This is a genomic window from Delftia sp. DT-2 (genome assembly GCF_028401915.1).
Lineage (GTDB): Bacteria > Pseudomonadota > Gammaproteobacteria > Burkholderiales > Burkholderiaceae_C > Comamonas > Comamonas tsuruhatensis.
The window spans coordinates 263,277-286,956 of record NZ_JAQOTI010000010.1 but is presented as its reverse complement, the minus strand read 5'-3'; the positions used below and the strand labels follow the sequence as shown (position 1 = coordinate 286,956).

General features: G+C 68.8%; 22 protein-coding genes. 7 read left to right on the top strand and 15 right to left on the bottom strand.

Features of this window, described 5'->3' with window-relative positions; translation table 11 throughout:
- Nucleotides 1-153: 153 nt before the first annotated feature.
- Complete coding sequence (locus PO605_RS19945; protein WP_017404809.1) at nt 154-693, bottom strand: DUF6886 family protein; 540 nt, start codon at nt 691-693, stop codon at nt 154-156.
- A gap of 110 nt (nt 694-803) precedes the next feature.
- Here PO605_RS19945 and PO605_RS19940 point away from each other — a divergent pair, with 110 nt between their 5' ends.
- The gene (locus PO605_RS19940) at nt 804-1,208 is read left to right on the top strand and encodes a GFA family protein (RefSeq protein WP_016446370.1); all 405 of its coding nucleotides are present in this window, start codon (nt 804-806) and stop codon (nt 1,206-1,208) included.
- Between the two features lie 11 nt (nt 1,209-1,219).
- Nucleotides 1,220-2,362, top strand: a complete 1,143-nt coding sequence (locus PO605_RS19935; protein ID WP_047475042.1) for a DSD1 family PLP-dependent enzyme — start codon at nt 1,220-1,222, stop codon at nt 2,360-2,362.
- 75 nt (nt 2,363-2,437) lie between these two features.
- On the opposite strand, the gene PO605_RS19930 is transcribed toward PO605_RS19935, so the two are convergent.
- Complete coding sequence (locus PO605_RS19930; RefSeq protein WP_047475041.1) at nt 2,438-3,445, bottom strand: Bug family tripartite tricarboxylate transporter substrate binding protein; 1,008 nt, start codon at nt 3,443-3,445, stop codon at nt 2,438-2,440.
- 204 nt (nt 3,446-3,649) lie between these two features.
- On the opposite strand from PO605_RS19930, the gene PO605_RS19925 reads away from it, so the two are divergent.
- Nucleotides 3,650-4,549: a LysR family transcriptional regulator gene (locus tag PO605_RS19925; protein ID WP_043792929.1), complete on the top strand. Its 900-nt coding sequence runs from the start codon at nt 3,650-3,652 to the stop codon at nt 4,547-4,549.
- 40 nt (nt 4,550-4,589) lie between these two features.
- Here PO605_RS19925 and PO605_RS19920 read toward each other — a convergent pair whose 3' ends face one another.
- Nucleotides 4,590-5,372 carry an IclR family transcriptional regulator domain-containing protein gene (locus PO605_RS19920; RefSeq protein ID WP_016446366.1) on the bottom strand — a complete coding sequence of 261 codons (783 nt, stop codon included), beginning with the start codon at nt 5,370-5,372 and terminating at the stop codon, nt 4,590-4,592.
- 170 nt (nt 5,373-5,542) lie between these two features.
- On the opposite strand from PO605_RS19920, the gene pobA reads away from it, so the two are divergent.
- The 3 genes from pobA to PO605_RS19905 all read left to right on the top strand — a co-directional run bounded on the left by pobA (nt 5,543) and on the right by PO605_RS19905 (nt 8,169).
- Nucleotides 5,543-6,718 (top strand): 4-hydroxybenzoate 3-monooxygenase, encoded by a 1,176-nt coding sequence (gene pobA, locus PO605_RS19915; protein ID WP_013801914.1) that lies wholly within the window; start codon nt 5,543-5,545, stop codon nt 6,716-6,718.
- A 131-nt stretch (nt 6,719-6,849) separates the two neighbouring features.
- Nucleotides 6,850-7,632 carry a 2OG-Fe dioxygenase family protein gene (locus PO605_RS19910; protein WP_016451485.1) on the top strand — a complete coding sequence of 261 codons (783 nt, stop codon included), beginning with the start codon at nt 6,850-6,852 and terminating at the stop codon, nt 7,630-7,632.
- Nucleotides 7,633-7,731: 99 nt separating this feature from the next.
- Nucleotides 7,732-8,169 (top strand): universal stress protein, encoded by a 438-nt coding sequence (locus PO605_RS19905; RefSeq protein WP_016446360.1) that lies wholly within the window; start codon nt 7,732-7,734, stop codon nt 8,167-8,169.
- 90 nt (nt 8,170-8,259) lie between these two features.
- On the opposite strand, the gene PO605_RS19900 is transcribed toward PO605_RS19905, so the two are convergent.
- The 7 genes from PO605_RS19900 to rpoN form a co-directional block, all read right to left on the bottom strand.
- On the bottom strand, nt 8,260-8,814 hold the full coding sequence (locus PO605_RS19900) for a bacteriohemerythrin (protein WP_227468561.1): 555 nt from the start codon (nt 8,812-8,814) through the stop codon (nt 8,260-8,262).
- Between the two features lie 60 nt (nt 8,815-8,874).
- Nucleotides 8,875-9,858, bottom strand: coding sequence for a Bug family tripartite tricarboxylate transporter substrate binding protein (locus PO605_RS19895; RefSeq protein WP_047475036.1), 984 nt, complete (start codon nt 9,856-9,858; stop codon nt 8,875-8,877).
- 254 nt (nt 9,859-10,112) lie between these two features.
- On the bottom strand, nt 10,113-11,390 hold the full coding sequence (locus PO605_RS19890; protein WP_047475034.1) for a Zn-dependent hydrolase: 1,278 nt from the start codon (nt 11,388-11,390) through the stop codon (nt 10,113-10,115).
- 93 nt (nt 11,391-11,483) lie between these two features.
- Nucleotides 11,484-15,332, bottom strand: coding sequence for an ATP-binding protein (locus PO605_RS19885; protein ID WP_272206778.1), 3,849 nt, complete (start codon nt 15,330-15,332; stop codon nt 11,484-11,486).
- Nucleotides 15,333-15,665: 333 nt separating this feature from the next.
- Nucleotides 15,666-15,860, bottom strand: coding sequence for a hypothetical protein (locus PO605_RS19880; protein ID WP_016446355.1), 195 nt, complete (start codon nt 15,858-15,860; stop codon nt 15,666-15,668).
- Between the two features lie 49 nt (nt 15,861-15,909).
- On the bottom strand, nt 15,910-16,218 hold the full coding sequence (locus PO605_RS19875; protein ID WP_047468927.1) for a hypothetical protein: 309 nt from the start codon (nt 16,216-16,218) through the stop codon (nt 15,910-15,912).
- A gap of 184 nt (nt 16,219-16,402) precedes the next feature.
- Nucleotides 16,403-17,737, bottom strand: a complete 1,335-nt coding sequence (gene rpoN, locus PO605_RS19870; protein WP_017404821.1) for an RNA polymerase factor sigma-54 — start codon at nt 17,735-17,737, stop codon at nt 16,403-16,405.
- A gap of 233 nt (nt 17,738-17,970) precedes the next feature.
- On the opposite strand from rpoN, the gene PO605_RS19865 reads away from it, so the two are divergent.
- Nucleotides 17,971-19,590 (top strand): hypothetical protein, encoded by a 1,620-nt coding sequence (locus PO605_RS19865; RefSeq protein WP_272206777.1) that lies wholly within the window; start codon nt 17,971-17,973, stop codon nt 19,588-19,590.
- A 92-nt stretch (nt 19,591-19,682) separates the two neighbouring features.
- Here the strand turns inward: PO605_RS19865 and PO605_RS19860 are convergent, their stop codons facing one another.
- The 5 genes from PO605_RS19860 to PO605_RS19840 all read right to left on the bottom strand — a co-directional run bounded on the left by PO605_RS19860 (nt 19,683) and on the right by PO605_RS19840 (nt 23,662).
- The gene (locus PO605_RS19860; protein ID WP_016446351.1) at nt 19,683-19,826 is read right to left on the bottom strand and encodes a hypothetical protein; all 144 of its coding nucleotides are present in this window, start codon (nt 19,824-19,826) and stop codon (nt 19,683-19,685) included.
- A gap of 44 nt (nt 19,827-19,870) precedes the next feature.
- Nucleotides 19,871-20,149 carry a GlsB/YeaQ/YmgE family stress response membrane protein gene (locus PO605_RS19855; protein ID WP_016446350.1) on the bottom strand — a complete coding sequence of 93 codons (279 nt, stop codon included), beginning with the start codon at nt 20,147-20,149 and terminating at the stop codon, nt 19,871-19,873.
- Nucleotides 20,150-20,219: 70 nt separating this feature from the next.
- Nucleotides 20,220-20,747, bottom strand: coding sequence for a hypothetical protein (locus PO605_RS19850; RefSeq protein WP_047473796.1), 528 nt, complete (start codon nt 20,745-20,747; stop codon nt 20,220-20,222).
- A gap of 95 nt (nt 20,748-20,842) precedes the next feature.
- The gene (locus PO605_RS19845; RefSeq protein ID WP_272206776.1) at nt 20,843-22,438 is read right to left on the bottom strand and encodes a sigma-54-dependent transcriptional regulator; all 1,596 of its coding nucleotides are present in this window, start codon (nt 22,436-22,438) and stop codon (nt 20,843-20,845) included.
- Between the two features lie 162 nt (nt 22,439-22,600).
- Nucleotides 22,601-23,662 carry a DNA topoisomerase IB gene (locus PO605_RS19840; protein WP_267178609.1) on the bottom strand — a complete coding sequence of 354 codons (1,062 nt, stop codon included), beginning with the start codon at nt 23,660-23,662 and terminating at the stop codon, nt 22,601-22,603.
- Nucleotides 23,663-23,680: the final 18 nt, after the last annotated feature.

The window sequence follows — 23,680 nt, the reverse complement described above, 5'->3', positions numbered from 1 at the left end:
TGGGTATCCTCCTGGAGGGTATCCAGTCGTCCATTTGTCATACGGCAGACCGTGCTTTTGATACCGTTCGTTACTATAGCGTACGTCCGAATGCAATTGACTGTTTTTGCCTACGTGCTTGCCCATGGTTGCCGTCGCCGCGGCGTCCGGCGCTCAGGCCCAGCTGGCCGCATTGCGCAGCCGTATGCCGCTGGCATGCAGCGAGCTGTCCCAGACGCCGCGCAGCGGCTGCAGGGAATCGACGATGCGCAGTTCGGTGCCGCATTCCGCTATTGCTTGCGGCAGATCGACCAGCAGGTCCCGGCGCAGGGGCTGCACGGCCTGCCGGCTCACGTACATGCCGGCGTCCTCCAGGCTTTCAAATGTATCGGCCGGCAGCTCGTACCGGTGTATCCGGGCCGCTTGCAGGCGCGCGGCCCAGGCGGTCTCCACATAGGCCACGGCCAGCGCTCCATCGGGCAGGGCGTTCAGCCATTGGGCCCTGTCTTCGCTGGTGCTGTGCTCGTGCGGCCATATGACGATGCGCGGGCATTCGCGCGGAAACAGGTACAGCCGCTGATGCGTCTGTGCGATGGCCCACACCAGGGGGCCGTTGAGCCACTCCTGCCCCTGGCGGCGGGGGGCCGCCTTCAGGACCGGGCGGGGTTGGAACTGCCGGATGTCCCCGTCTTCGCTGAAATGAAAAAGTCGCATGGCGCGCAGTGTAGGGCGCGGCGATTTGCAGGCGGCCCGCCATCCCCTATGATGCGCGACACCTGTGAATAATCCCAGGTACTCGCAACCCACGGAAAGGTCCACGCACCATGAACGGTCACTGTCTTTGCGGCGCAGTCAGCTTTGTCTCTCCCCAGGCCCGGGAAATCGGGGCCTGCCACTGTGGGTACTGCCGGCGCTGGGGCGGTGGCCCCATGCTGGCGGTGCATTGCGGGCCCGATGTGAAGTTCGAGGGCGGCGAGCACATAGGCACCTATGCCTCCTCCGAATGGGCCGAGCGCGCCTTCTGCAGGCAATGCGGCACGCACCTGTACTACCGGCTGCACGCCACGGGCGAGTACTTCGTGCCGGCCGGCGCCTTCGAGTCGCAGGACTTCGAGCTGGCCACGCAGATCTACATCGACAGAAAGCCCGGCTACTACGACTTCGCCAACCAGACGCCGACCATGACCGAGGCCGAGGTCATCGCCCAGTACGCGCCCCCGCAGGAATGAGGCACAGCCCCATGCCCCTGCACGATGACGCCAGCGGCCTGGCAATGGAGCCTGCCGCACGGCCCGGCGATCCGCTTGATCGCATCGACACACCCAGCCTGGCGCTGGACCTGACGGCCTTCGATGCCAACCTGCGCACCATGCAGGACTGGGCCGACCGCCATGGCGTGGCGCTGCGCCCGCATGCCAAGGCGCACAAGTGCCCCCAGATCGCGCTGCGCCAGCTGGCGCTGGGCGCGCGCGGCATCTGCTGCCAGAAGGTGAGCGAAGCGCTGCCCTTTGTGGCGGCCGGCGTGCGCGACATCCTGATCAGCAACGAGGTCGTGGGGCCGGCCAAGCACGCGCTGCTGGCCCGGCTGGCGCGCAGTGCGCGCATGGCCGTGTGCGTGGACAACGCGGCCAACCTGGTGCAGCTGTCCCAGGCCATGGCGCATGCGGGCGTGGAGATCGACGTGCTCGTCGAGGTGGACGTGGGCCAGGGCCGCTGCGGCGTGCCCGGTGCCGAGGCCGTGCTGGCCCTGGCGCGGCAGGCGCGTGATCTGCCGGGCTTGAATTTCGCGGGCCTGCAGGCCTACCACGGCGCGGTGCAGCACCGGCGCAGCCGCGAAGAGCGTGCGCAGGCCTGCCAGGAGGCTGCGAGCCGGGCGGCGGCCTGCGCGCAGCTGCTGCGCGACAACGGCCTGGCCTGCCACACCATCACGGGCGGCGGCACGGGCAGCGTGGAGTTCGATGCGGCCAGCGGCGTCTACACCGAGCTGCAGCCGGGCTCCTATGCCTTCATGGATGGCGACTACGGCGCCAACGAATGGGGCGGGGCGCTGGCCTTTCGCCGCAGCCTGTTCCTGCTGTCCACGGTGATGAGCACGCCCGCGCCGGACCGCGTCATCCTCGATGCGGGCCTGAAATCCACCTCGGCCGAATGCGGCCCGCCCGCCGTCTACGGCACGCCGGGCCTGCGCTGCGTGGCCATCAATGACGAGCACAGCGTGGTATGCGTGGAGCCTGGCGCCCAGGCGCCCGCCCTGGGCAGCGTGCTGCAGCTGCTGCCCTCGCACGTGGACCCGACATTCAACCTGCACGACGAGCTGGTGGTGCTGCAGGGCGGCACGGTGCACGCGCTGTGGCCGATTGCGGCGCGCGGGCTGTCGCGCTGAAGACGGCATGAAAGAAGCCGCCGGCCTTGCGGCGCGGCGGCTTTTTTGCGTCTGCGGCCTGCTGTGGCCTGTGGCTTACAGCTCGATCTTGGCGCGGCGGATCACGTCGCCAAAGCGCTTGTTTTCCTCGACGATGAAGGCCTTGAACTCTTCGGGCGTGGGAAAGTAGTTCTCGTAGCCGAAGGTCTGGAACTTGGGCTGGATGTCGGGCTCGCGCAGGGCCTTCATGGTGTCCTGGCGGATCTTCTCGACCACGGCCGGCGGCGTGGACTTGGAGACGGCAAAGGCATTCCAGCCGGTGACCACGGCATCGGCCGGGCCGCCGGACTCGGCCACGGTGGGCACGTCTTCATAGCCCTTGAGGCGGTGGGGCGCCAGCACGGCCAGGAAGCGCAGCTTGCCCGAGCGCATCAGCGGGCCGGCCGTGCCCGAGGAGCCCAGCGCAAAGGCCAGCTCGCCCGTGGCCACGCTGGTGTACAGCTGGCTGGTTTCCTTGTAGATGACGTGTTCCATCTTGGTGCCCGTCAGCGACTCCAGCAGGGCCGAGCCCAGGTGCACCGGGTTGCCCACGGACCACGAGCCGTAGTTGAGCTTGCCGGGGCGCGCCTTGGCGTCGGCAATCAGGTCGGCCACGGTCTTGTAGGGGCTGTTGACCGGCACGCAGACGAAGAAGAAGGTGCGAAACAGCGGCAGGACGACCTCGAAGTCCTTGTCGATGCTGTAGGGCAGTTTCTTGAACAGGTGGGGATAGGCGGCCAGGTGGACGTTGTCCAGCTGGATGATGTCCGTGCCGTCGGTGGCGCCGCGCTTGAAGGCCTCGATGGCGATGAAGCCGTTGCCCCCCGGGCGGTTTTCCACGATGACGGGCTGGTTCCACAGGCGCGCCAGCTTGTCGGCCACCAGGCGCGAGGTGCCGTCCGGCCCGCCGCCCACGGGGAAGGGGTTGATGATGCGCACCTGCTTGGTGGGCCAGTTGGCGGCGGCACCCGACTGGGCACGCGCGGGTGCCAGGGCGCCCATGGCCAGGGCGCCAAGGGCGAGGCCCGCCTGGCGGCGATTGATGCGGAAGGCGCTGTCTTTCATGGTTTGTCTCCGAGTCGCTGTTGGGCTTGCTGGGGGGGCTTGGTCCTATGCCGGCAAGGCACAGGCTGCTCTTGTTTTTACGCTCTCTTGCGGGAGCGGCTGGATCATCCAGTCGCCGCATTGTGTCAGTTCGTTGCAAAGCACCTAGCCATAGCTGGCGCTAGCAGCTATAGCAAAATGGCATAAGTGAGGAGGCGAGAGAACATGAATTTGCAGCAGATAGAGACGTTCGTGCATGTGGCCGAGACCGGCAGCTTCAGCAAGGCGGCCGTGCTGCTGGAGACGGCGCAACCCGCACTGAGCCGCCAGGTGCGGGCGCTGGAGACCGAGCTGCGCGAAACCCTGCTGATACGCACCGGCCGCGGCGTGACCCTGACCGACGCCGGCCGCCGCCTGCTGGAGCACGGCCACGCCATCATGCAGCGCGTGGCGCTGGCCAAGGAGGATCTGGGCAGCCAGCGCGACGAGCCCGTGGGCCGCATCGTGGTAGGCCTGCCGCCCAGCCTGGCGCGGCGCCTGACGCTGCCGCTGATCGACCTGTTCAGCAAGGACATGCCCAAGGCCCGGCTGGCCGTGGTCGAGGGCTTTTCCATGAACATCGCCGAATGGCTGACCTCGGGCCGCATGGATCTGGGCCTGGTCTATACGCCCGAGCCGCATCCGCACATCGAGGTCACGCCCGTGCTGGAAGAGCGCCTGTGCCTGATCGGCCCGACGCGCACGCTGGGCGGGCGCAGCAGCGTGCGCTTTGACGAGCTGTCGCAGTTTCCGTTGATCATGCCGCAGCACGGCCAGATCTTCCGCAAGCTGATGGAGGCCCAGGCCACGCTGTCCCAGGTCAAGCTCAACGTGGTCTGGGAAGTGTCCAGCGTGCCGGCCATCCTGGACCTGGTGCGCGGCGGCTACGGCTACGCCGCGCTGACCGACAGCGCCATGCGCAGCCACCTGACCGATGCCGAGCTGGTGGGCATTCCCATCGAATCGCCCCACGTGGTGAGCACGCTGTGCCTGGCGCAGTCGGCCAAGAAAAAGGCCACGCCGCTGATCCGCAAGACTTCTCTGGCCCTGCGCGAACTGAGCCGGCTGGTGTGCGCGCCGCTCTGAGCGGTTGCAGCGACGGCGGCAGGTCGCAGGTCAGCAGGCCTCAGAGCAACGGCCGCAGCTCCCGCGCCGCCTCCTGCAGCAGCGGCAGCAGCTCGGCCACCATGTCGGCCGGCGCCATGCGCTGGGGCGAGGTCACGATGTTGAGCGCGGCCACCGTGCGGCCCTCCATGTTGCGCAGCGGCACGGCCAGGGCCTGCACGGCCAGCTCATGCTCTTCCAGGGCCAGGCAGAAGTCCTGTCGGCGCACTTCGTCCAGCACGCCTTCGAGCGCTGCGCTGTCGGTGACCGTGTGGGCGGTCAGGCGCCGCAGATCGTGCGATGCCAGCCATTGCCTGAGCTCGGCCGCAGGCAGCGCGGCAAGCAGCACGCGGCCCGTGGAGGTGGCGTGGGCGGGCAGGCGGCTGCCCAGGTGCAGGCCGTGGGCCATGAGGCGTTGGCCGCGCTCGTGCAGGGCGCTGCGCGCGACGATGACCACTTCGTGGCCATCGCGCACCACGCAGGAAAACGACAACTGGGTCTGCGCCGCCAGCCGGTAGAGCACGGGCTGGACGATGCGCGGCAGCCGCGCCGAGGCCAGGTAGCTGCCCGACAGCCGCAGCACCTTGGGTGCCAGCCAGAAATGGCTGCCGTCCGTCTCCAGGTAACCCAGGTGCGCCAGCGTCAGCAGATGGCGGCGCGCGGCCGTGCGCGTGATGCCCGAGCGCTCGGCCGCCATGGTGGCGTTCAGGCGTTGGCGCTCGGTGTCGAAGCTCTCCAGCACGGCCAGGCCCTTGGCCAGTCCGGCGATGAAGTCATCCGGGTCGATGGGAAAGGGCTGGTTCATGGGCGGGGAGGGCGTGCATGCAGGTAGTGCGCGATTGTCGCGCAGATTGCGCGATCACCGCGCAACTCATGTGCCAGCCCCTCGTCTTTGCGCTGCCTCAAAACTAGTCTTGGGACCAGGCCATGGCATGAACCGGCCATGACATCGAACAACGCAACGGAGACAGATCAATGCGTACCCAAGTCGCCATCATCGGCGCAGGCCCTGCCGGCCTGCTTCTCGGCCAGCTGCTGTACCGCGCAGGCATAGACAACGTCATCATCGAGCAGCGCAGCGCCGACTACGTGCTGGGACGCATCCGCGCCGGCGTGCTCGAACAGGTCACCGTGGACCTGCTGGAGCAGGCCGGCGCCGATGCCCGCATGCGCGCCGAAGGCCTGCCGCACGACGGCATCGAGCTGCTGTTCGGCGGCCAGCGTCACCGCATCGACCTGCACGGCCTGACCGGCGGCAAGCGCGTCATGGTCTACGGCCAGACCGAGGTCACGCGCGACCTGATGGAAGTGCGCGCCGCCGAGGGCCTGACCACGGTCTACGAGGCCAGCAACGTGCAGCCCGTGGGCTTCGATGGCGACAGCCCCGTCGTGCGCTACGAAAAGGACGGCCAGGTCCATGAGCTGCAATGCGACTTCATCGCCGGCTGCGACGGCTTTCACGGCATCTGCCGCGCCAGCGTGCCCCAGGACAAGGTGCGCACCTTCGAGAAGGTCTACCCCTTCGGCTGGCTGGGCCTGCTGTCGGACACGCCGCCCGTCTCGCACGAACTGATCTACGCCCAGACCGAGCGCGGCTTCGCACTGTGCAGCCAGCGCAGCGCCACGCGCAGCCGCTACTACCTGCAGGTGCCGCTGACCGAGAAAGTGGAGGACTGGAGCGACGAAGCCTTCTGGAACGAACTGCGCCTGCGCCTGGACCCCGAGGCCCGCGAGCGCCTGGTGACCGGTCCCTCGCTGGAAAAGAGCATTGCCCCGCTGCGCAGCTTCGTGACCGAGCCCATGCGCTTCGGCCGCCTGTTCCTGGCCGGCGACGCGGCCCACATCGTGCCGCCCACGGGCGCCAAGGGCCTGAACCTGGCCGCCTCGGACGTGGGCTACCTGTCCAGCGCCTTCGCGCAGTACTACCGCGACAAGGCGCCCGAAGGCATCGACGGCTATTCCGAGCAATGCCTGCGCCGCGTCTGGAAGGCCGAGCGCTTTTCGTGGTGGATGACCTCGCTCATGCACCGCTTCCCCGACGCGGGCGGCTTCGACACCAAGGTGCAGGAGGCGGAGCTGGACTACATCGTTAACTCCCGTGCAGGCTCGACCTCGCTGGCGGAGAACTATGTGGGGTTGCCGCTGGTGTGAGGGCCGGCGTGAGGCCCCGGGCGCCGCCGAGGCTGCGCCCGCATTGATGCGCGCCTGTCGCCACAGCATTGCGCAAATTTGCAGGCCGCCTCGCCCGGACGGGCACGGGCGAGGAGTAAGCTTGGCAGGTTATGGCGCACATCACGTTTCCCCCTCCCTATATCGCTCCCCAGAATGCAGCGCAGTCGCTGCGCGACGCAGGCTATGCGGTGCTGCGCCCCGACGAATTCGCGGCCTGGGCGGGCGTGTCCTTGACCGAGCTGCATGCGCTCGATGCCGACTGGGCCCAGCTGCCGCCCGATGCCTTTCTCAAGGACGGGGGCCGCTACCGGCGTCGCCGCCATTCCTGCTTCATCGCCGGGCAGGACGGGCTGCAGCAGGTGGAGCACCGCGCGCACTGGCAGCCGGTGGAGTACAACGCCCTGCATGGCGGCATGCTGCGCATGTTCGAGCCCATGCGCGATGCCACGGCGCAAAGCGCCACCTGGAGCCGCCTGCTGCTGGCGCTGGCGGGCCTGTCCGACCAGGTGTTCTGCGCCCAGGGCGATGATGTGCAGCACGAGCGCTGGTTCATCGAGTCCCACCAGTTCCGCATCGACACCACGGACGGCATTGGCCGGCCCACCCCCGAAGGCGCGCACCGCGACGGCGTGGACCTGGTGGCCGTGATCCTGGTCGGGCGCGAGGGCGTGAAGGGCGGCGAGACGCGCATTTTCGAGGCCACGGGCCCCAGCGGCCAGCGCTTCACGCTGACCGAGCCCTGGTCGGTAATGCTGCTGGACGATGCCCGCATGATCCACGAGACCACGCCCATACAGCCCGAGCAGCCGGGCGGTGTGCGCGATACCCTGGTGCTGACCTATCGCCGCCAGGGTTTCCAGGGCTCGGAGCTGACGCGTCGCCGCAAGGATTGATGCAGCTCAAGACGCTGGCGCATGATGGGCGCACACTTTGGTTCATCGACCCGGCCGCCCCCGATTCCTGAGGGCGGCCAAGCACAAAGGAGAAAACGCATGTTCAAGCACATCCTGGTTCCCGTGGACGGCTCCAACAGCTCGATGCTGGCGGTCCACAAGGGCGTGGAGCTGGCCAAGGTCTTTGGCAGCACGCTGACGGCGGTCTACGTGGTGGACCCCTATCCGTTCACGGGCGTGGGCGCCGACTTCGCCTACGGCCAGTCGCAGTACCTGAGCGCGGCCACGGCCGAGGCCAACACCACGCTGGACGCCGTCAAGAAGATCACCGACGAGGCCGGCATCACCGCCACCACCGTGGTGGGCGAAGGCCATGCGGTGCACGAAGGCATCGTGCGCGTGCTCGAGAGCACGGGCGCCGACCTGATCATCATGGGCTCGCAAGGCCGCCGTGGCCTGGAAAAGCTGATGCTGGGCAGCGTGACCCAGCGCGTGCTGGGCGCCGTGCGCGTGCCGGTGCTGGTGGTGCGCGAGTAATCACCGGACCGCTCGGCCCTTCGCCGGGTGAAACGTCAACGGCTCCCTCGGGAGCCGTTTTTATTGGTGCGCTGCAGGGAGAGAGGGCGATCAGCGATTGAGCAGCCGTGCCAGCCAGCCCTTTTTCTTGCGCTGCAGTTCCAGTTCCTGCAGCACTTCGTTCTTGAGCCTTTCCTTCTCGGCGGCAGGACTGGACTCGCGCGCCATGCGCAGATAGGCCTTGGCCGAGTCCACGTAGCCGGTGTCTTCGTTGCGGATGTGGTTGAACAGCCAGCGCGAGAGCATGCCGTGCAGCTCGGCGGCCACGTCCTCGCCGGCATCGAAGCGGGTCTGCATCTCGATCACGCGGCGGGTGAACAGCTCGTGCACCTTCTTGTGCGGGCCGGCGAACATGTAGCCGGCGCTCTCGATCAGGCTTTCCTCGAACACGAAGTGCGAGACGGTGTAGTCGATCATCTCGCCGATGACATCGCCCAGGGCCTCGCGGTCGGGCGAGGAACGCAGCTCGTAGAGCTTGTTGATGTAGTCGACGATGCGGCGGTGCTGCCTGTCGATCTCTGCAATTCCGGTGTCCAGCTCGGGGACCCAGACCAGCAATGCCATGGCGTTCTCCAGGAATTCGGTGATTTCCGGAGAAGTATTCACGGGACTGTCACATCGCCCCTTGATGCAGATCAGTCTGATCTGCATCAAGGAGACGCGGCGTCACTCGATCTTGGCGCCCGAGGACTCGACGATCTGCTTGGACTGCCTGAAGTCGGCCTGGAACATCTTGTCGAAGTCGGCCACGGTCATGGACTGGGGCTCGGCGCCCTGGGTCTGGATGGCGTCGCGCACTTCGGGCATGGCCAGCAGCTTGTTCACTTCGGCGTTGACCTTGGTCACGATGGCCGTGGGCGTGCCCTTGGGCATGAACAGGCCGTACCAGGTGCTCACGTCAAAGCCCTTGAGGCCCGATTCGGCCAGCGTGGGCGTGTCGGGCAGCGAGGACGAGCGCTTGGCCGAGGTCACGGCGATGGCGCGCAGCTTGCCGGCCTTGATCTGGCCGATGGCCGAGGGCACGGAGGACACCAGCAGATCCACGTTGCCGGCCAGCGCATCCATCAGGGCCGGATTGGAGCCCTTGTAGGGCACGTGCACCAGCTGGATGCCCGCCGCTTTCTCCAGCAGCACGCCCGAGAGGTGGATGCTGGTGCCATTGCCCGGCGAGCCGTAGGTCACCTTGCCCGGGTGCTGCTTGGCAGCGGCCAAGATGTCGGCCAGGGTCTTGTAGGGCGAGTTCACGCTGGTGGCGATCACGATGGGCGTGTAGGCCACGTGGGCCACGGGCACCAGGTCCTTGACCGGGTTCCAGGGCAGGTTCTTGTAGAGGTAGGGGCCCAGGACCACGTTGTCCTTCTGGCCCATGACCATGTCGTAGCCCGTGGGCGCTGCCTTGGCGGCCTCGGTGATGCCGATGGTGCCGCCTGCGCCCGCGCGGTTGTCGGGCACCACGGTCCACTTGCTGACTTCGGTGAGCTTGTTGGACACCACGCGCGCGAGGATGTCGGTGCCGCCGCCGGGCGGGAAGGGCACGATCATGCGCACGGGCTTGTTCGGATAGTCGGCCGCCGCGCCTTGGGCGGCTGCGGAAAAGCTCAGGCCCATGGCGGCGGCCACGGCGGTGCAGGTGATCAGTTGGCGGAACATGAAAGAAGAAACTCCAGGGTCTGATGGGGCGGTGCAACCCTCTCGCAGCGGACCGGCAGTGCCGGGCCGCCCATGCGGTGGGTTGTCGATGATCGGGGAGGGTGGTTCCGCCATCTTGCATTGGGAAACCCGCTATTTGGGCGGATTTCCGCAATCTGTGCCACAGGGGCTTCCACCAAGGAGCAGCTTGTGCCTGCTCCAGAGGGAAGCGGGCTATTTTATGCCGCCTTGGTGCCTGGCCGCAGGCCAGGCGCTCAGCCCTGCGCCAACTGCCTGTCCAGCACGCGCACCGTCTCGTACAGCACCCGGGTGCCGTCCAGCAGCTGGGACGGCTCTATCCATTCCTCGGGCGCGTGGCTGCGGCCGTGGAGGCAGGGGATGAAGATCATGCCCATGGGGCCGGTGGGCGACATGTAGACGGCGTCATGGCCGGCGCCGCTGGGCATGCGCATGTGGGCGTAGCCCAGGTTGTCGCAGGCCTGCTCCACGCCCTGCATGACCAGGCCAGCGCAGTCCGTGGGCTGGGAGCGGCTCACGTCGGCCATCTCGGCACGCACGCGCAGGGCGGCCAGGCCGGGCAGGACTTCGGCCAGCAGTTCCTCGGGAAAGCGCTCCAGCACGCCGGCGTGGTCGCTGCGCACTTCCATCATCATCTCGACCAGGCCGGGCACGGCATTGGAGGCATTGGGCGTGAGCGAGAGCCGGCCCACGGTGGCCACCACATAGTGGGGCTGGCCATTGAGCGCAGCGGCCTTGCGGTTGGCCGCATCGATGATGCGCGCCGCGCCCACCAGCGCGTCCTGTCGGATGTCCATGGGCGTGGTGCCTGCGTGGTCGGCCTGGCCGTGCACGGTGAAGCCCACGCGGCGTATGCCCACGATGTTCGTCACCACGCCAATGGGCAGGCCGCGCTGCTCCAGCACCGGGCCCTGCTCTATGTGCAGCTCCACGAAGGCGGCCGTGCCGCCGGCGCTGCGCAGCGGGCGGTGCAGCGCCTCGGGCCGTGCGCCGATGCGCCGCATGCCTTCGGCCAGGGTTTCGCCTTGCGGGTTGCGGGCGGCCAGCATGGCGGCGTCCAGCTTGCCCGACAGCGCGCGGCTGCCGATGCAGGAGATGCCGTAGTCGCTGGGCTCCTCGGACAGGAAGTCGATCACCTCGAACGGGTGCTGCAGGGCGATGCCGTTTTCATGCAGGCAGTGCGCCACCTCGATGCCGGCCAGCACGCCGATGATGCCGTCGAAGCGCCCGCCCATCATCACGGTGTCGCAGTGCGAGCCGGTGGAGATGGGGGCGCGTTCTGCGCCGCCCGCAGCGGCCTGGGCCGCCGGCAGGCGGCCGACCAGATTGCCGCCTTCATCCAGATGCACCTGCATGCCCGCGGCCGCGAACTCGGCGCGCAGCCAGGCGCGGGCCTGGTCGAACTCGGGCGAGAAGGCGCGGCGGGTCCAGGGCCGGTCGGGCAGGGTGAAGGTGGACAGGGTCTGGACACGGCGCCAAAGGCGCTCGGCATTGATGGGGGGCAGGGCGGTCATGGGTCTCGGTGAGTTCTGCGGCAGGCGCGCGAGCCGCGCAGGCGGCGCAGGCAGGCTGGGCGAAGCGGGGATTGTCGCGCGCAAAGGCGGTGCTCATGCAGACGTGCGCAGGCTCCTGAGCAGCCGCTCCAGCGTGTCGAAGCTCACGGGCTTGACCAGGTGGTGGTCCATGCCGGCCTCGCGCGATCGTCTCAGGTCATCCTCCTGCCCCCAGCCCGTGAGGGCGATCAGCAGGACTTGGTCGCGGCCCTGCCGGGCGCGGATGCGGCGCGCAACTTCCAGGCCGTCCATGCCGGGCAGGCCGATGTCCAGCAGCACGACGTCGGGCCTGAAGGCGTCGTGCATGGCCAGCGCGCCGGGGCCGTCGCGGGCGATCTCGACCTCGGCTCCCAGCAGCCCTAGCAGCATGGACAGGGTGTCGGCTGCGTCCGCGTTGTCATCGACCACCAGGATGCGGCCGAAGGCTGGCGCATCCCCGGACTGCGCGCCTGCGGCCGGTCCGGGCAGGGAGGGCACATCGGCGGGTGCATGGGCGGATGCATCGGCAGGTGCATGGGCCGGCAAGGGCAGGCGCAGCCGCAATTCGCTGCCCTGGCCCGGACCTTCGCTGAGAGCCTGCACGCTGCCGCCGTGCATCTCCACCAGGCTGCGCACCAGGGTCAGGCCGATGCCCAGGCCCCCCTGGCCCCGGCGGCCGCCGCGGTCCACCTGCATGAACATGTCGAAGATCCTGTCCAGCAGCGCGGCGGGGATGCCTATGCCGTCGTCACGCACGGAGATCACGGCCTGCGCACCCTCTGCCCAGGCCGCCAGCACGATGTGGCCGCCGGGATCGGTGTACTTGGCGGCATTGTTGAGAAGGTTGGTGACCATTTGCGCCAGCCGCACGGGGTCGGCCGGCAGCAGCAGGGTCTCGGCGGGCAGCTCCAGCCGAAGCTGGTGGCCGCCGGATTCCATGACCGCATGGCTGGCCGCCGCCACGCCTTGCAGCACGTTGTTCAGCTCCACCACCTCCTTGCGCAGCTGGACCTTGCCCGTGGTGATGCGCGAGACCTCCAGCAGGTCGTCCACCATGCGCACCATGTGGTTGACCTGGCGCTCCAGCATCTCCTGGCTGCGGCGCGCGCTGTCGTCGCCATGGGCGGTGCGCTTGAGGATTTGCAGGCCGTGGCTGATGGGTGCCAGCGGATTGCGCAGCTCGTGGGCCAGGGTTGCCAGGAACTCGTCCTTGCGCCGGTCGGCCTCCCTGAGGTGCTGCTCGGCGCGCTTGAGTTCGGTGATGTCCTGGATGATGGAGCAGGTGCCCACGAGCTGCCCGCCGTCATCGCGCAGCGGAGCGGCGCTGACGCGCATCCACCATTCGCGGCCCTCGTCGTCGGTGTGCAGCATTTCCAGCCCCGGCATGACCACCTCGCCGCGCAGCGCGCGCCTGCCGGGCCAGTTCTCGGGCGGTATGGGCCGGCCCTTGTCGTCCCAGCCGCGCCAGCGCTGCACGCGGTCGGCAAGGGTGGACGGGATGGCGCGCGGGACGAATCGGTCCATGAGCGCATTGCTGAGCACCATGGTGCCGCCCATGTCGGACACGCCCACGCCCGCCGGCATCTGGTCGATGATGGCGCGCAGCCTTTTCTCGTTGGCGCGCAGGGCGGCATGGGCCTGCTCGCGCACGCGCTCGAGCTGCAGCAGCGAGGCGACGCGCGCCAGCAGCTCGCGCGCCGAAAAGGGCTTGACCAGGTAGTCGTCCGCGCCTGCGCGCAGGCCTTCGACCTGGGCCTCCTGGCCTGCACGCGCGGACAGCATGATGACGGGGATGGAGCGCGTGGCCTCGTCGCTGCGCAGCGCATGCAGCAGCTCGAAGCCGTCGAGCACGGGCATCATCACGTCGGCAATCACGAGATCGGGCCGCTGGCGCCGGATGCAGTCCAGCGCGGCCCGGCCGTCGCCGGCCACCTCCACCTCGTACAGCGGACGCAGCAACTGGCCGATGTAGCCGCGCATGTCGGCGTTGTCGTCGGCGCAGACGATGCGCGGCCGGGGGCCTTGCGGTTCGGCCCCAGCCGGCATGCCGTGCGGGGCGTGCGGGACGTGCGGGACGTGCGTGGGCGATTCGCCCGGCTCCCACTGCCGCGTCTCGTCCACGAGTTGGCGTGCGGCCGGGGCGCCCGCGCCGTGCCCCGGCGGCGGCGGGGTTGACGGTGACGCGATGGGGTTCACCTGTTCGGCCGGCAGGTGCGCGCTGCCCTTGGGCAGCCGCACGGCGAAGCGGCTGCCCTCGCCCTCCGTGCTGGTGACCGTGATGGTGCCGCCATGCAGCCGCACCAGTTCCTGCACCAGGGCCAGGCCGATGCCCGTGCCCTCGTGCGTGCGGGCGGGCTTGCCCGGAATGCGGTGAAAGCGCTGGAAAAGATGGGGCAGGTGCTGGGGCGAAATGCCCGAGCCGGTGTCGCTGACGGACAGCTCCACCGCAGGGCCCGCGTCGTGCAGCGCCACGGCGATCTCGCCCTGCAAGGTGAACTTGAAGGCGTTGGACAGCAGGTTGAGCACGATCTTTTCGTACATGTCCTGGTCCACGTAGACCGGCCCTTGCAGTGGCGGGCAGTCCACGCGCAGCCGCAGGCCCGCCTGCTCCATGGCCGAGCGGAACACGCTGGCCAGCTCGGCCGTGGCGCGGGCCAGGTCCGTGGGCTCGTAGCTGGCCTGCATGCGCCCGGCCTCGATGCGCGCGAAGTCCAGCAGGGCGTTGACCAGCTTTTGCAGGCGCAGCGCGTTGCGGTGGACCATCTGCACCTGATCGGGCGGCAGGTGGCCGCCGTGCTCGCGCAGGGCGTCGTCCAGCGGCCCCAGGATCAGCGTCAGCGGCGTGCGCAGCTCGTGGCTGACGTTGGAGAAGAACACGGTCTTGGCACGGTCCACCTCGGCCAGGGCCCGGGCGCGCCGCGCTTCCTGCTCATAGGCCACGGCGTGCGCGACAACGCCGCCCGTGTGGCTTGCCACCATATCGAGGAAGGCGCAGTACTCCGCATCCAGCGGGCGGCGCGGGCTGACGCCCAGCACCAGCACGCCCGAGGCCTGGCCGTCGCCCGACCAGCGAACGGGCACGATGCGCGCCAGGCGCGAGGGTTCGGGCCAGGGGCCGCCAGGCAGGGTCAGGCCCAGCTGCGCCAGGTCCACGTTGGCCGGCTGGCCCGATTGCACGGCCTGGGCCAGCGGCCAGGGCGCGGGGTCGGCCGCCAGGTCGGTGTCCATGCCGGTGGAGCACAGCAGCTGGAAGGCCGGGGGAGCGGTGTCTGCGCTGCCTGCATCCGGGGCGGCCTGGCATTCGTAGATGATGGCGAAGGGCACGTCGTAGGGGTTTTCATCCAGCACGGCGCAGACCTTTTCGCCCGCGTCCTTGGCACTGCGCATGTCCAGCGTGCGGATGCCCAGGCGGTGCAGCGTCTCCAGGCGCCGCCGGCTGACGATTTTCTCGGTGGTGTCGGTGCAGGGGCAGAACACGCCCTGCACGGTGATGCCGTCATCGGCCAGGATGGGGCCGTAGGTGAAGGTGACGAAGACCTCTTCCTGCGGCAGCTCGCGGTCGAAGAAGTAGCGCGCATCGGTGGACCAGGTGGCCTGGCCCGTGCGCAGCACGCCCTCCAGCATGGGGCCGATGTCGTCCCAGATCTCGCTCCAGCATTGCGCGCCGGCCTGTCCCAGCGCCTTGGGGTGCTTGCTGGTGCCCAGGAAGGGAATGTAGGCGTCGTTGTAGATCAGCCGGAAGTCATCGCCCCACCAGATGATGATGGGAAAGCGCGAGCCCAGCATCAGGCTGGCGGCGTTGCGCAGGCTTTGCGGCCAGCTCTGCGGCGAGCCCAGGGGCGTGCCCTCCCAGTCGTGGGCGCGCACGCGCGCCGCCATTTCGCCGCGCTGCGGCAGGAATCCAAAACCGTCTTCTGAATTCACGGGTTCTCCCACGGGATTGCCGACTTCGCGGGCCGGCCTGTGTCGTTGATCCAGGCGCCGGGGCCGCGGGGGCGGCGCAGCTATCGCGAGGCGGATTGCGCTGCAGGTGCGGCGCCTCGCCTGCGGGCGCCCTTGCGGGCAGCGCAATGCGCTGCTTGCCGGCCCCGGCCGCAGCCCGATTGCCTGCCGCCGCCGCTGTCCTTGTCCACGGTGGCCCACAGGCGCCTTTCGGCCTCTTCATGGCCTGCGCCGCGCGATTCGTGGCTGTGCACTATGTGCCGGGCCTGGCGTTTTCGCTCATGGGTATCGGTGGATTGGTCTCCTCGGGGCATGTCACTCTCCCTTGCGGGTCTGTTCCTGCTCGGGCGCGGGCGGCAATTCTATGGGGGGCGCCGTGGTGGGCGGATCTATCGGCTCGGGTCCGCGCGGGCGGCCGGGCTGGCGGTTGGGATCGTCGGGTGCCACGGGGTCGTTGGGCGTGGTCGGCACCTGGGGAATATTGGGTGCGTGGGGCAGGGGGTGGTTCATGGCTGCTGCTGTCCTGAGGGGAAGGGTTGATACAAGTGGGCAGGCGGGCTCAGCGTGGCGCGGCGGTGGCGGGGGCGGTGGCCGGATCGGCCTGCGGCGGCGTCATGGACGGCGCGGCAGGTGCGGCAGGTGCGGCCGGCGAGGCAGAGGAGGTGGGCTCTGTCGCTGGCCCTCCGGTGGCGCTGGGCGCATCCAGCCGCCCCCTGGGTGCCATGAAGTTGAACATCAGCACCAGGATCAGTGCGACGGCGGCCGTGAGGGCGGCGATGCGCAGCGGCCAGCGGCCATCGCGGTTGTGGTTGTTCTCGCTGCGCTGGCGTTCGAGGGGGGCGTGCACTCTGCGGGGAGGGGTGTCCATGGCGGTCTCCTTCAATCCATGAGCCTTCACCTTAGGCCGGACGGCGGCCTGCAACTGTCGGACAAGGCAGGACCTGGGGGAGCGACAAGCCGCTGCAAGGCAGTGGGGCTTGGCAGGACACACCGCCACGGGCAGCGGCGCCAAGGGCCATCGCAAGGCCGCGGCCGCGACGGCAGGTGCCGTGTCAGCCGTGGCGCCTGCGCCGGTCGGCCGGCGCTATGCGCAGCAGCTGGCGGTACTTGGTGACGGTGCGGCGGGCCACGACCAGGCCCTGGGCGCCCAGCTGGCGTGCGATATCGACGTCGGACAGGGGCCGGGCATCGGATTCGGCCGCGATGATGTCGCCGATCAGCTCGCGGATGGCCGTGGCCGAGCAGGCGCTGCCGCTGGCACTGAGCATGGGGCGCGAGAAGAAGTGCTTGAGCTCGAACACGCCCGTGGGCGTGGCCATGTACTTGTTGTTGGTCACGCGCGAGACGGTGGATTCGTGCACACCCACTTCCTCGGCAATTTCGCGCAGCACCAGCGGCTTCATGGCCATGGCGCCGAACTCCAGGAACAGCTCCTGCTTTCGCACGATGGCCCGGGCTACGTCCAGGATGGTGGAAAAGCGCTGCTCCACATTGCGCACGGTCCAGCGCGCGTCCTGCAGATGGTCGGCCAGCTGGGCCTGGCCCGTGCAGCGGTGGCGCTGGAACAGCTGCTCGTAGACGCTGTTCAGTCGCACGCGCGGCACGACGGCGGGGTTCAGTTGCACATTCCAGCCGCTCGGTCCCCTGCGCACGATCACGTCGGGAACGATGTAGTCCACGCGCGTGGAGCCGAAGCTCCAGCCAGGCCTGGGGTTGAGGCGCCGTATGGCATCCATGGCCTGCACGATCTGGGCCGCCGGCACCTGCAGCGCCTTGGCCAGCCGCGGCACGTCGCGCGCGGCCAGCGCGTCCATGTGGTGCTGCAGCAGGGTCTGCGACAGCTGGCGCAGCGTGGCGTCAGCCATCTGCGGGCATTGCAGCAACAGGCATTCGCCCACGCTGCGCGCGGCCACGCCCGCCGGATCCAGCGATTGCACCAGTCGCAGGGCGATGAGCATTTCCTGCGCATCGGGCGCCGGGCTGAGCGCCAGCAGGCCGGCCAGCTCCTGCAGGTCCGTGCGCAGATAGCCGTCGTCGTCCAGCGATTCCACGATGGCGCGCGCCATGCACAGGTCGCGCGGCGTCATGGCCGTCACGTTGAGCTGGCCGTGCAGGTGCATGGCCAGCGTGGTTTCGCAGGCAGCCGTGTCCATGGCGGAGCCCTCCGCGTCAACGGCCTGGCGCGCGCCCAGGTGCATGTCGGCCACCCACAGGTCGCGGTCATCTGCGGGCTCGGCATCTTCCAGGAATGGGTTGTCCTCCATCTTGCTGCGCACCATCGCGGCAAAGTCCAGCGAGGACATCTGCAGCATGCGCACCGCGTGCTGCAAGCGCGGGGAAAGCGTCTGGGACTGGCGTATGTCCGCCTTGAGGTGCATGGAACCCATCTCGTCTCCTTGTTGCGATGGCCACAAGGACGCAACGTTCATGCCCCGATCAGCGTGGCGAATCGTCTGGATACACTTTGGGCACGAAACCTGCTGCGTACTTGCTGCGCAGAAGGCACAGGGGCCCGGGGTTCGGCCGTCGCTGCGGGTATCGGCTTTGCAACAGCAGGGCCGCTCAAGGCGCCTGCGGTAAAAATTTCCGCTCGGGCGCAAGGTTTTCTGCAAACTTTGCCATGTACCAATCCACCGGTTTTCACACGGTCCCGCCGCCGGGAACCCTCAATGCAGTCCCGCAAGGCGGGGCGCGCGGCGCCGCACGCGGGCCATCCATGTCCATGCGCCTGAGACGGGTCCTGTTGCTTCTGGCCTTGCTGGTGCTTGTGCTGGCCGCCTCGTCCTGGCTGCTGTTGCGCGCCTATCAATCCGGGCACGCGGCGCAGGAGCAGGCCGTTCGCATCGCCAGCATGGCCGCGGCCCGCCTGCTGGACAGGCAGGAGCCACGCGCTGCCAATGCCGAGCAGGCGCTGGCTGCCGTCCAACCGCTGCTGGAGGCGGGATGGTCCGGCTTTCTGGTGGACAGCGCGGGCCGTGCGGTGCCGGCCGGCACGGCTGCGGCAACGGGTCAGCCTGCCTTGCCCGCTGATTTCAGCGAGCGCCTGGCTTCCAGCCTGGCGCACGGCTGGCTGGATGTGCCCGATGCGCAGGGCGGCACCCTGCGCGTTTTCTTCAGCAGGACGGCCCAGGGCTGGACCTGGGTGAGCTGGGTTCCCTGTTCCGCGCTGGATCCGGCGTGTTCCCCGCTCCTGAGGGGCGTGATCTGGGCGGCGATCGTGTTGTTTGCGCTGGCCGGCCTGGGCCTGGCGGGGCTGGCCTTGCGTGGCAGGGCGGACCCGATGAGGCCGGCCCGGCGCAGCCAGGCCGGCGGCGCACCGGGGGAGCGGGACAACGAAGCCGGCGAGGCCCATATCCAGAACGAGCGCCTGCAGGTGGTCGGCCGGCTGGCAGGCCGCTTCTCCCATGAGTTCAACAACCAGCTCGGCGTTCTGAGCAACAGCGCCTATCTGATTGAGCGTCGTTCGGAGGACCCGAACCTGCGCCTGCCTGCACAGGCCATGCTGCGTTCGGTGGACACGGCCAGCCGGTTGACACAGCAGCTGCTGCGCTTCGGGCCGCGCCACAGCACGCATGCGCTGGTGGTGGATCTGTACCGCTGGTTGCCGGGCGTGCGGGGCACGCTGGCCGTGGTGCTGGGAAAGCGCGTGGCGCTGGAGGTGGCTGAGCCCGCCGAGGCCAGCCCGCCGGGCCAGCCGGCCGCGCGCCTGGGCGTGTATGTGGACCCTGACGAGCTGGAGCTGGCGCTGATCAGCATTTTCCTGTCCGTGCGCGAGGCCTTGCCCGATGGCGCACGCGTGCGCATGGCGGCACATCCCGTGGGCGGACATCTTGCGGCATCGGCCGCCAAGGGCGAGCAGGTGGAGATCCGCATCGAGGCCGTGGCCCACTGGCAGGACACCGAGCCGGGGCCGGAGGGGGCGGGTCCGGGCGAAGCGGGCGCTGCGGCCGAAGCGGGCGTAGCGGGCGTAGCGGGCGTAGTGGCCGCAGCCAGCGCCGAGGCGCCACAGCGGCCGCAGGAATCCCGCCCCGGCGTGCGCTTGAGCGACGCCGATGCAGATGCCTCCTGCGGCCTGGCCCTGGCGCGCCGGCTGTGCCTGGCTGGCGGTGGCGTGGCGTGGGCCGAGGGGGGCAGCGGGGGAGGCGACGGCGATGGAGCCAGCGGCGGCCTGGTCGTCTCCCTGGTCCTGCCGCGCGTGCCCATGGCGGCGCAGGATTGTCTTGCGCAAAGCCTGGACTGAGCTGGCATTCGCGGTCCTGGAAACAGGACTGCGCGCCGGGGCGCGCAGTCAGCAAGCAGGAAAGTCAAAAAAGAGAGGAGGGCCGAGCCCGGTCAGCGTGCGAGGCGCGCGATCAGCAGCCCCGCCGCCAGCGCCGTGGCAATGGAGCGCAGCGGTTTCTTGCACACGGCGCTGCCCTGGCGGGAGAGGTCGGTGCTGCCAGCGGTACTTCTGGTCTGGAAGGGATCTTTGCTCATGGAGGCTCCTTTCCTGCAAGTCAATGGCCCGTGGCCGGGCCGGCTCAGTGGCGCATGCGCGGTTTGCACAGGTTGAAGATGGCCAGCAGCGCAACGGCGCTGGCCATCGAAATGAAGATGGACATGGATGTGGCCGGCACCTGCGCCTGCGCATCCATGGCCGAGGGCGCCAGCAGCGGCGCCAGCAGCCAGCCGCCCAGCAAGGCGCCGATGGCGCCTATTGCCACGTTGAGCAAAATGCCTTGCTGGGCCTGGGTGTTCGTGACCATGCTGGTGATCCAGCCGATCAGCCCGCCCACCATCAGCCAGATGAGGAAATCCATGGCATCGCCTTTGACAAAAGTTGCAGTTGAATATCAATGGCAATCGGCGTGCCTGCCCGTCGCAAGCGACTCAGCGCTCCGGTCGCGGGGTGCCGTTGCCCTGGGCCGGCGCGGGGCGGATTTGTGCCCGCTCGGCTTCGCGGCCTGAAGGTGTCTGGGCGTCCAGGCCCCGGTCGGGCGACTCGCTGACCTGGGGCAGATCGGCGGCGTGTTCTATCAATTCCTCGATGATGAAGCGGCCGTAGAGCTGGGCGCGCTCGGCGCCGGCGGCCTTGAGGGCATCTGCGGCGTTGCGTGCGGCCTCGTCGCTGTCCACCCGTACCACCAGCCAGTGGTAGCCGCGCTCGGCCAGGGCCTGGTGGGCCTTGACCAGATTGAGTTCCTGGCCCACGGCGGCCACGGGGCTGGCCTGTCGCAGGTCTTGGTCGATCTGGGCCAGCATTTCCCGGTCGGTGTAGCGCCGTACGTCCTGCTCGGGCAGGTTCAGCGCCTGCAGCGCCGCCATGCCGTCATCGGCCTGCGCAGCAGTGGGAAAAGAGACCACCATGTGGCCCACGGGCTTGAAGACACCGTAGGCGCGGGCAGGAGAGGAGTCCATGGGCTTGTCCTTGGTTGCTCAAAGGTGCTTGCAGGGTGGCAAGCAGCGTGCCCGCAAGGCAACGGCAGCAGGTGCTGTGCGCGTCTGCGCACGTGTCAGCCGGGTTCGGCGTCCGTCCTGTCCTTTTTGCCGCCCGCATAGTCCTTGAGCCGGTTGTACAGCGTCTTGAGGCTGATGCCGAGCACGGCGGCCGTGCGTTCCTTCTGGTACTTGCACTGCTTGAGCGTGGCCTGGATCAGCAGCCGCTCGGCCTGCGCCATGGTCATGCCGATGGGCAGCTGTATGGTGGCCGGCTCCATATCGGGCAGGTCGTAGACGTCGCCTGCCGCGCCGTGGTCGGCGAAAGGATGCACGGCGACAGGCGCGGCCTGCGAAGTGGGCGGCAATTGCGGGGCGTTGGCGGCCAGCTGTGCAGGCACGGATGTGTGCACGGATGCGTGCAATGACACCGGCATGGGGGCGGGCTGGGCAATGGCCACCGGTGGGCGGGGCAGCCATTCGGTGCCTACCTGCGGGCCGGGCTCCATGACGTAGGCACGCTGCACGGCATTGCGCAGCTCGCGCACATTGCCGGGCCAGCTGTGCTGCGCCAACTGCCTCAGGGCCGACGCCGTGAACTGCTTGGTCTGCCCCTCTCGCTGCGAGATGGCCTGCAGCAAGTGCTGGGCCAGCAGCGGGACGTCGGACAGGCGCTCGCGCAGCGGCGGCAGCTCGATGGGAAAGACGTTCAGCCGGTAGAGCAGGTCCTCGCGCAGCCTGCCGCTGGCCACGGCCTCGAAGGGGCAGCGGTTGGTGGCGGCGATCACGCGCACATCGGTCTGCAGCGTCTGGGTGGAGCCCACGCGCATGAAGCGGCCGGTCTCCAGCACGCGCAGCAGCTTGACCTGCAGCTCCATGGGCATTTCCGTGATCTCGTCCAGGAACAGCGTGCCCGTGGCCGCGCGCTCGAAAAAGCCCTGGTGCTGGCGGTCGGCGCCCGTGAAGCTGCCCTTTTCGTGGCCGAAGATCTCGCTTTCGATGAGATGCGGCGAAATAGCGCCGCAGTTCACGGCAAGAAACGGGCGGCTGCGCCGCTGGCTCAAGTCGTGCAGGGTCTGCGCCACGACCTCCTTGCCGGTGCCGCTCTCCCCCGTGAGGAATACCGTGACCGAGGTGCCTGCCACGCGCTCCATCTGCTGGTACAGGCGCTGCATGGGAGGCGATTGGCCCAGGAGCCGGCCAAAGCGTCCTTCCTGCGCGCAGTAGCTGCCAGCGGGTGCGCAATGGTCTTGTGCCGTGATCTGATCGGAGGCCGGGCCTGCGCCGTTGCGGCTGTCCGCGCCCGACAGGCCCGGCGTGGGGATGAGAAAGCGCGAAAGAATGTCCTCGAGCCGGCCTATGCCCACGGGCTTGACCAGATAGTCCATGGCGCCTCGGCGCAGGGCTTCGATGGAGGAGTCCAGGCTGGCATGGCCGGTCACCAGCACGATCTGCGAGTCCTGCGGCACTTGCCGGTCGCCGAACAGGTCCATGCCGTTGCCATCGGGCAGCTGCAGGTCCAGCAGAACCAGGCTGGGCGGCTGCATGGCCATCTGGCGGCGCGCATCGCGCAGGGTGTGGGCCACGGCGACCGAAAAGCGGTCCACGCCCACCAGTTCGCGCATGGTGGCTGCCGAGTCCGCGTCGTCATCGACGATCAGCACGTGGTTCATTCCATGGCCTCCAGAGCTGCTGGCCGCAGCCTGTTTTGACAAAAATTCATGATCCGGCAGTTTAGGGGCTGGGATGTATGCATCGGTGTCAGTCCACAGGCACAGTGCTTGCCGGGTGGTCCGGTCCCCGCCGCCGTCGCCGCAAAGAGGGGATCAAGCGGATCAGGCGGGCCGGCGGCTGGCGCCCTGGCCACGGCGGGGCGGGGTCCGGCGGGGCCGGGGCTGGGGCTCCAGCAGGCCCAGGAACAGGCATTCCTTGGCGCTCAGCCCGCGCGTGCGCCGTGCGGGTGCAGCGGTCGCGGCGGGCGGGCATTGCCCGGGCTGCTCGCACAGGGCCAGTACCCGGGGATGGATGTAGAACTTGCGGCAAACCGTACAAGTATTGCCCAGGCGCCGCGCCACCTCGGCGATCAGGTCCGTGAAGGTGAGCGCGCCCGGATGGCGGCTGCCCGCCGGTGACGCTGCGGCGGCCATGGCCAGCTCCAGCGCGTACACGCTGGCATGCCAGGTACGGAAGTCCTTGGCACTGAAGTCCGGTCCGTCTGCCTCGTCTGCCCCGGCCTTGCTGCAGATCCTGCGGATGTAGTCGTTCACGTGCTCGGAGCGCACATGGTGAACATCCCCCTCGTCGTCCACGAACTGGAAAAGCCGCTGCCCCGGCAGGTCCTGGCAGCGCTTGACGATGCGGGCCACGGCCCGGTCGGACACGCGGGCCTGCTGGGCGACGCCGCTCTTGCCCTTGAAGCTCAGCGTCAGCTCGCCGGCGCGCACCTGGGCGTGGCGGTTCCTGAGCGTGGTCAGGCCGAAGGATCCATTGGCTTCTGAATACTCGTCGTTGCCAACGCGCAGCGCCGTGCAGTCCAGCAGCCAGACGATGGTGGCCACCACGGTTTCGAGCTGCGGCCGCCCCGGCCTGAGGTCCCGCGCCACGGCACGCCGAATGGCGGGCAGATGCCGGCCGAACTCGCGCATGCGGTCGAACTTGACCTGCTTGCGCTGCTCCTGCCACTGCGGGTGATAGCGGTATTGCTTGCGCCCGCGGGCATCGCGGCCCGTGGCCTGCAGGTGGCCCCGGGCGTCAGGGCAGATCCATACATCCACATAGGCCGGTGGAATGGCCAATTTGCGGATGCGCTCCAGCGCCTGGGCGTCGCGCACGGGCCTGCCGTCCTGGTCCACATAGGAAAAGCCTTTGCCACGCCGCACGCGGCGCCAGCCGGGCATGCGGTCGTTGATATGGAT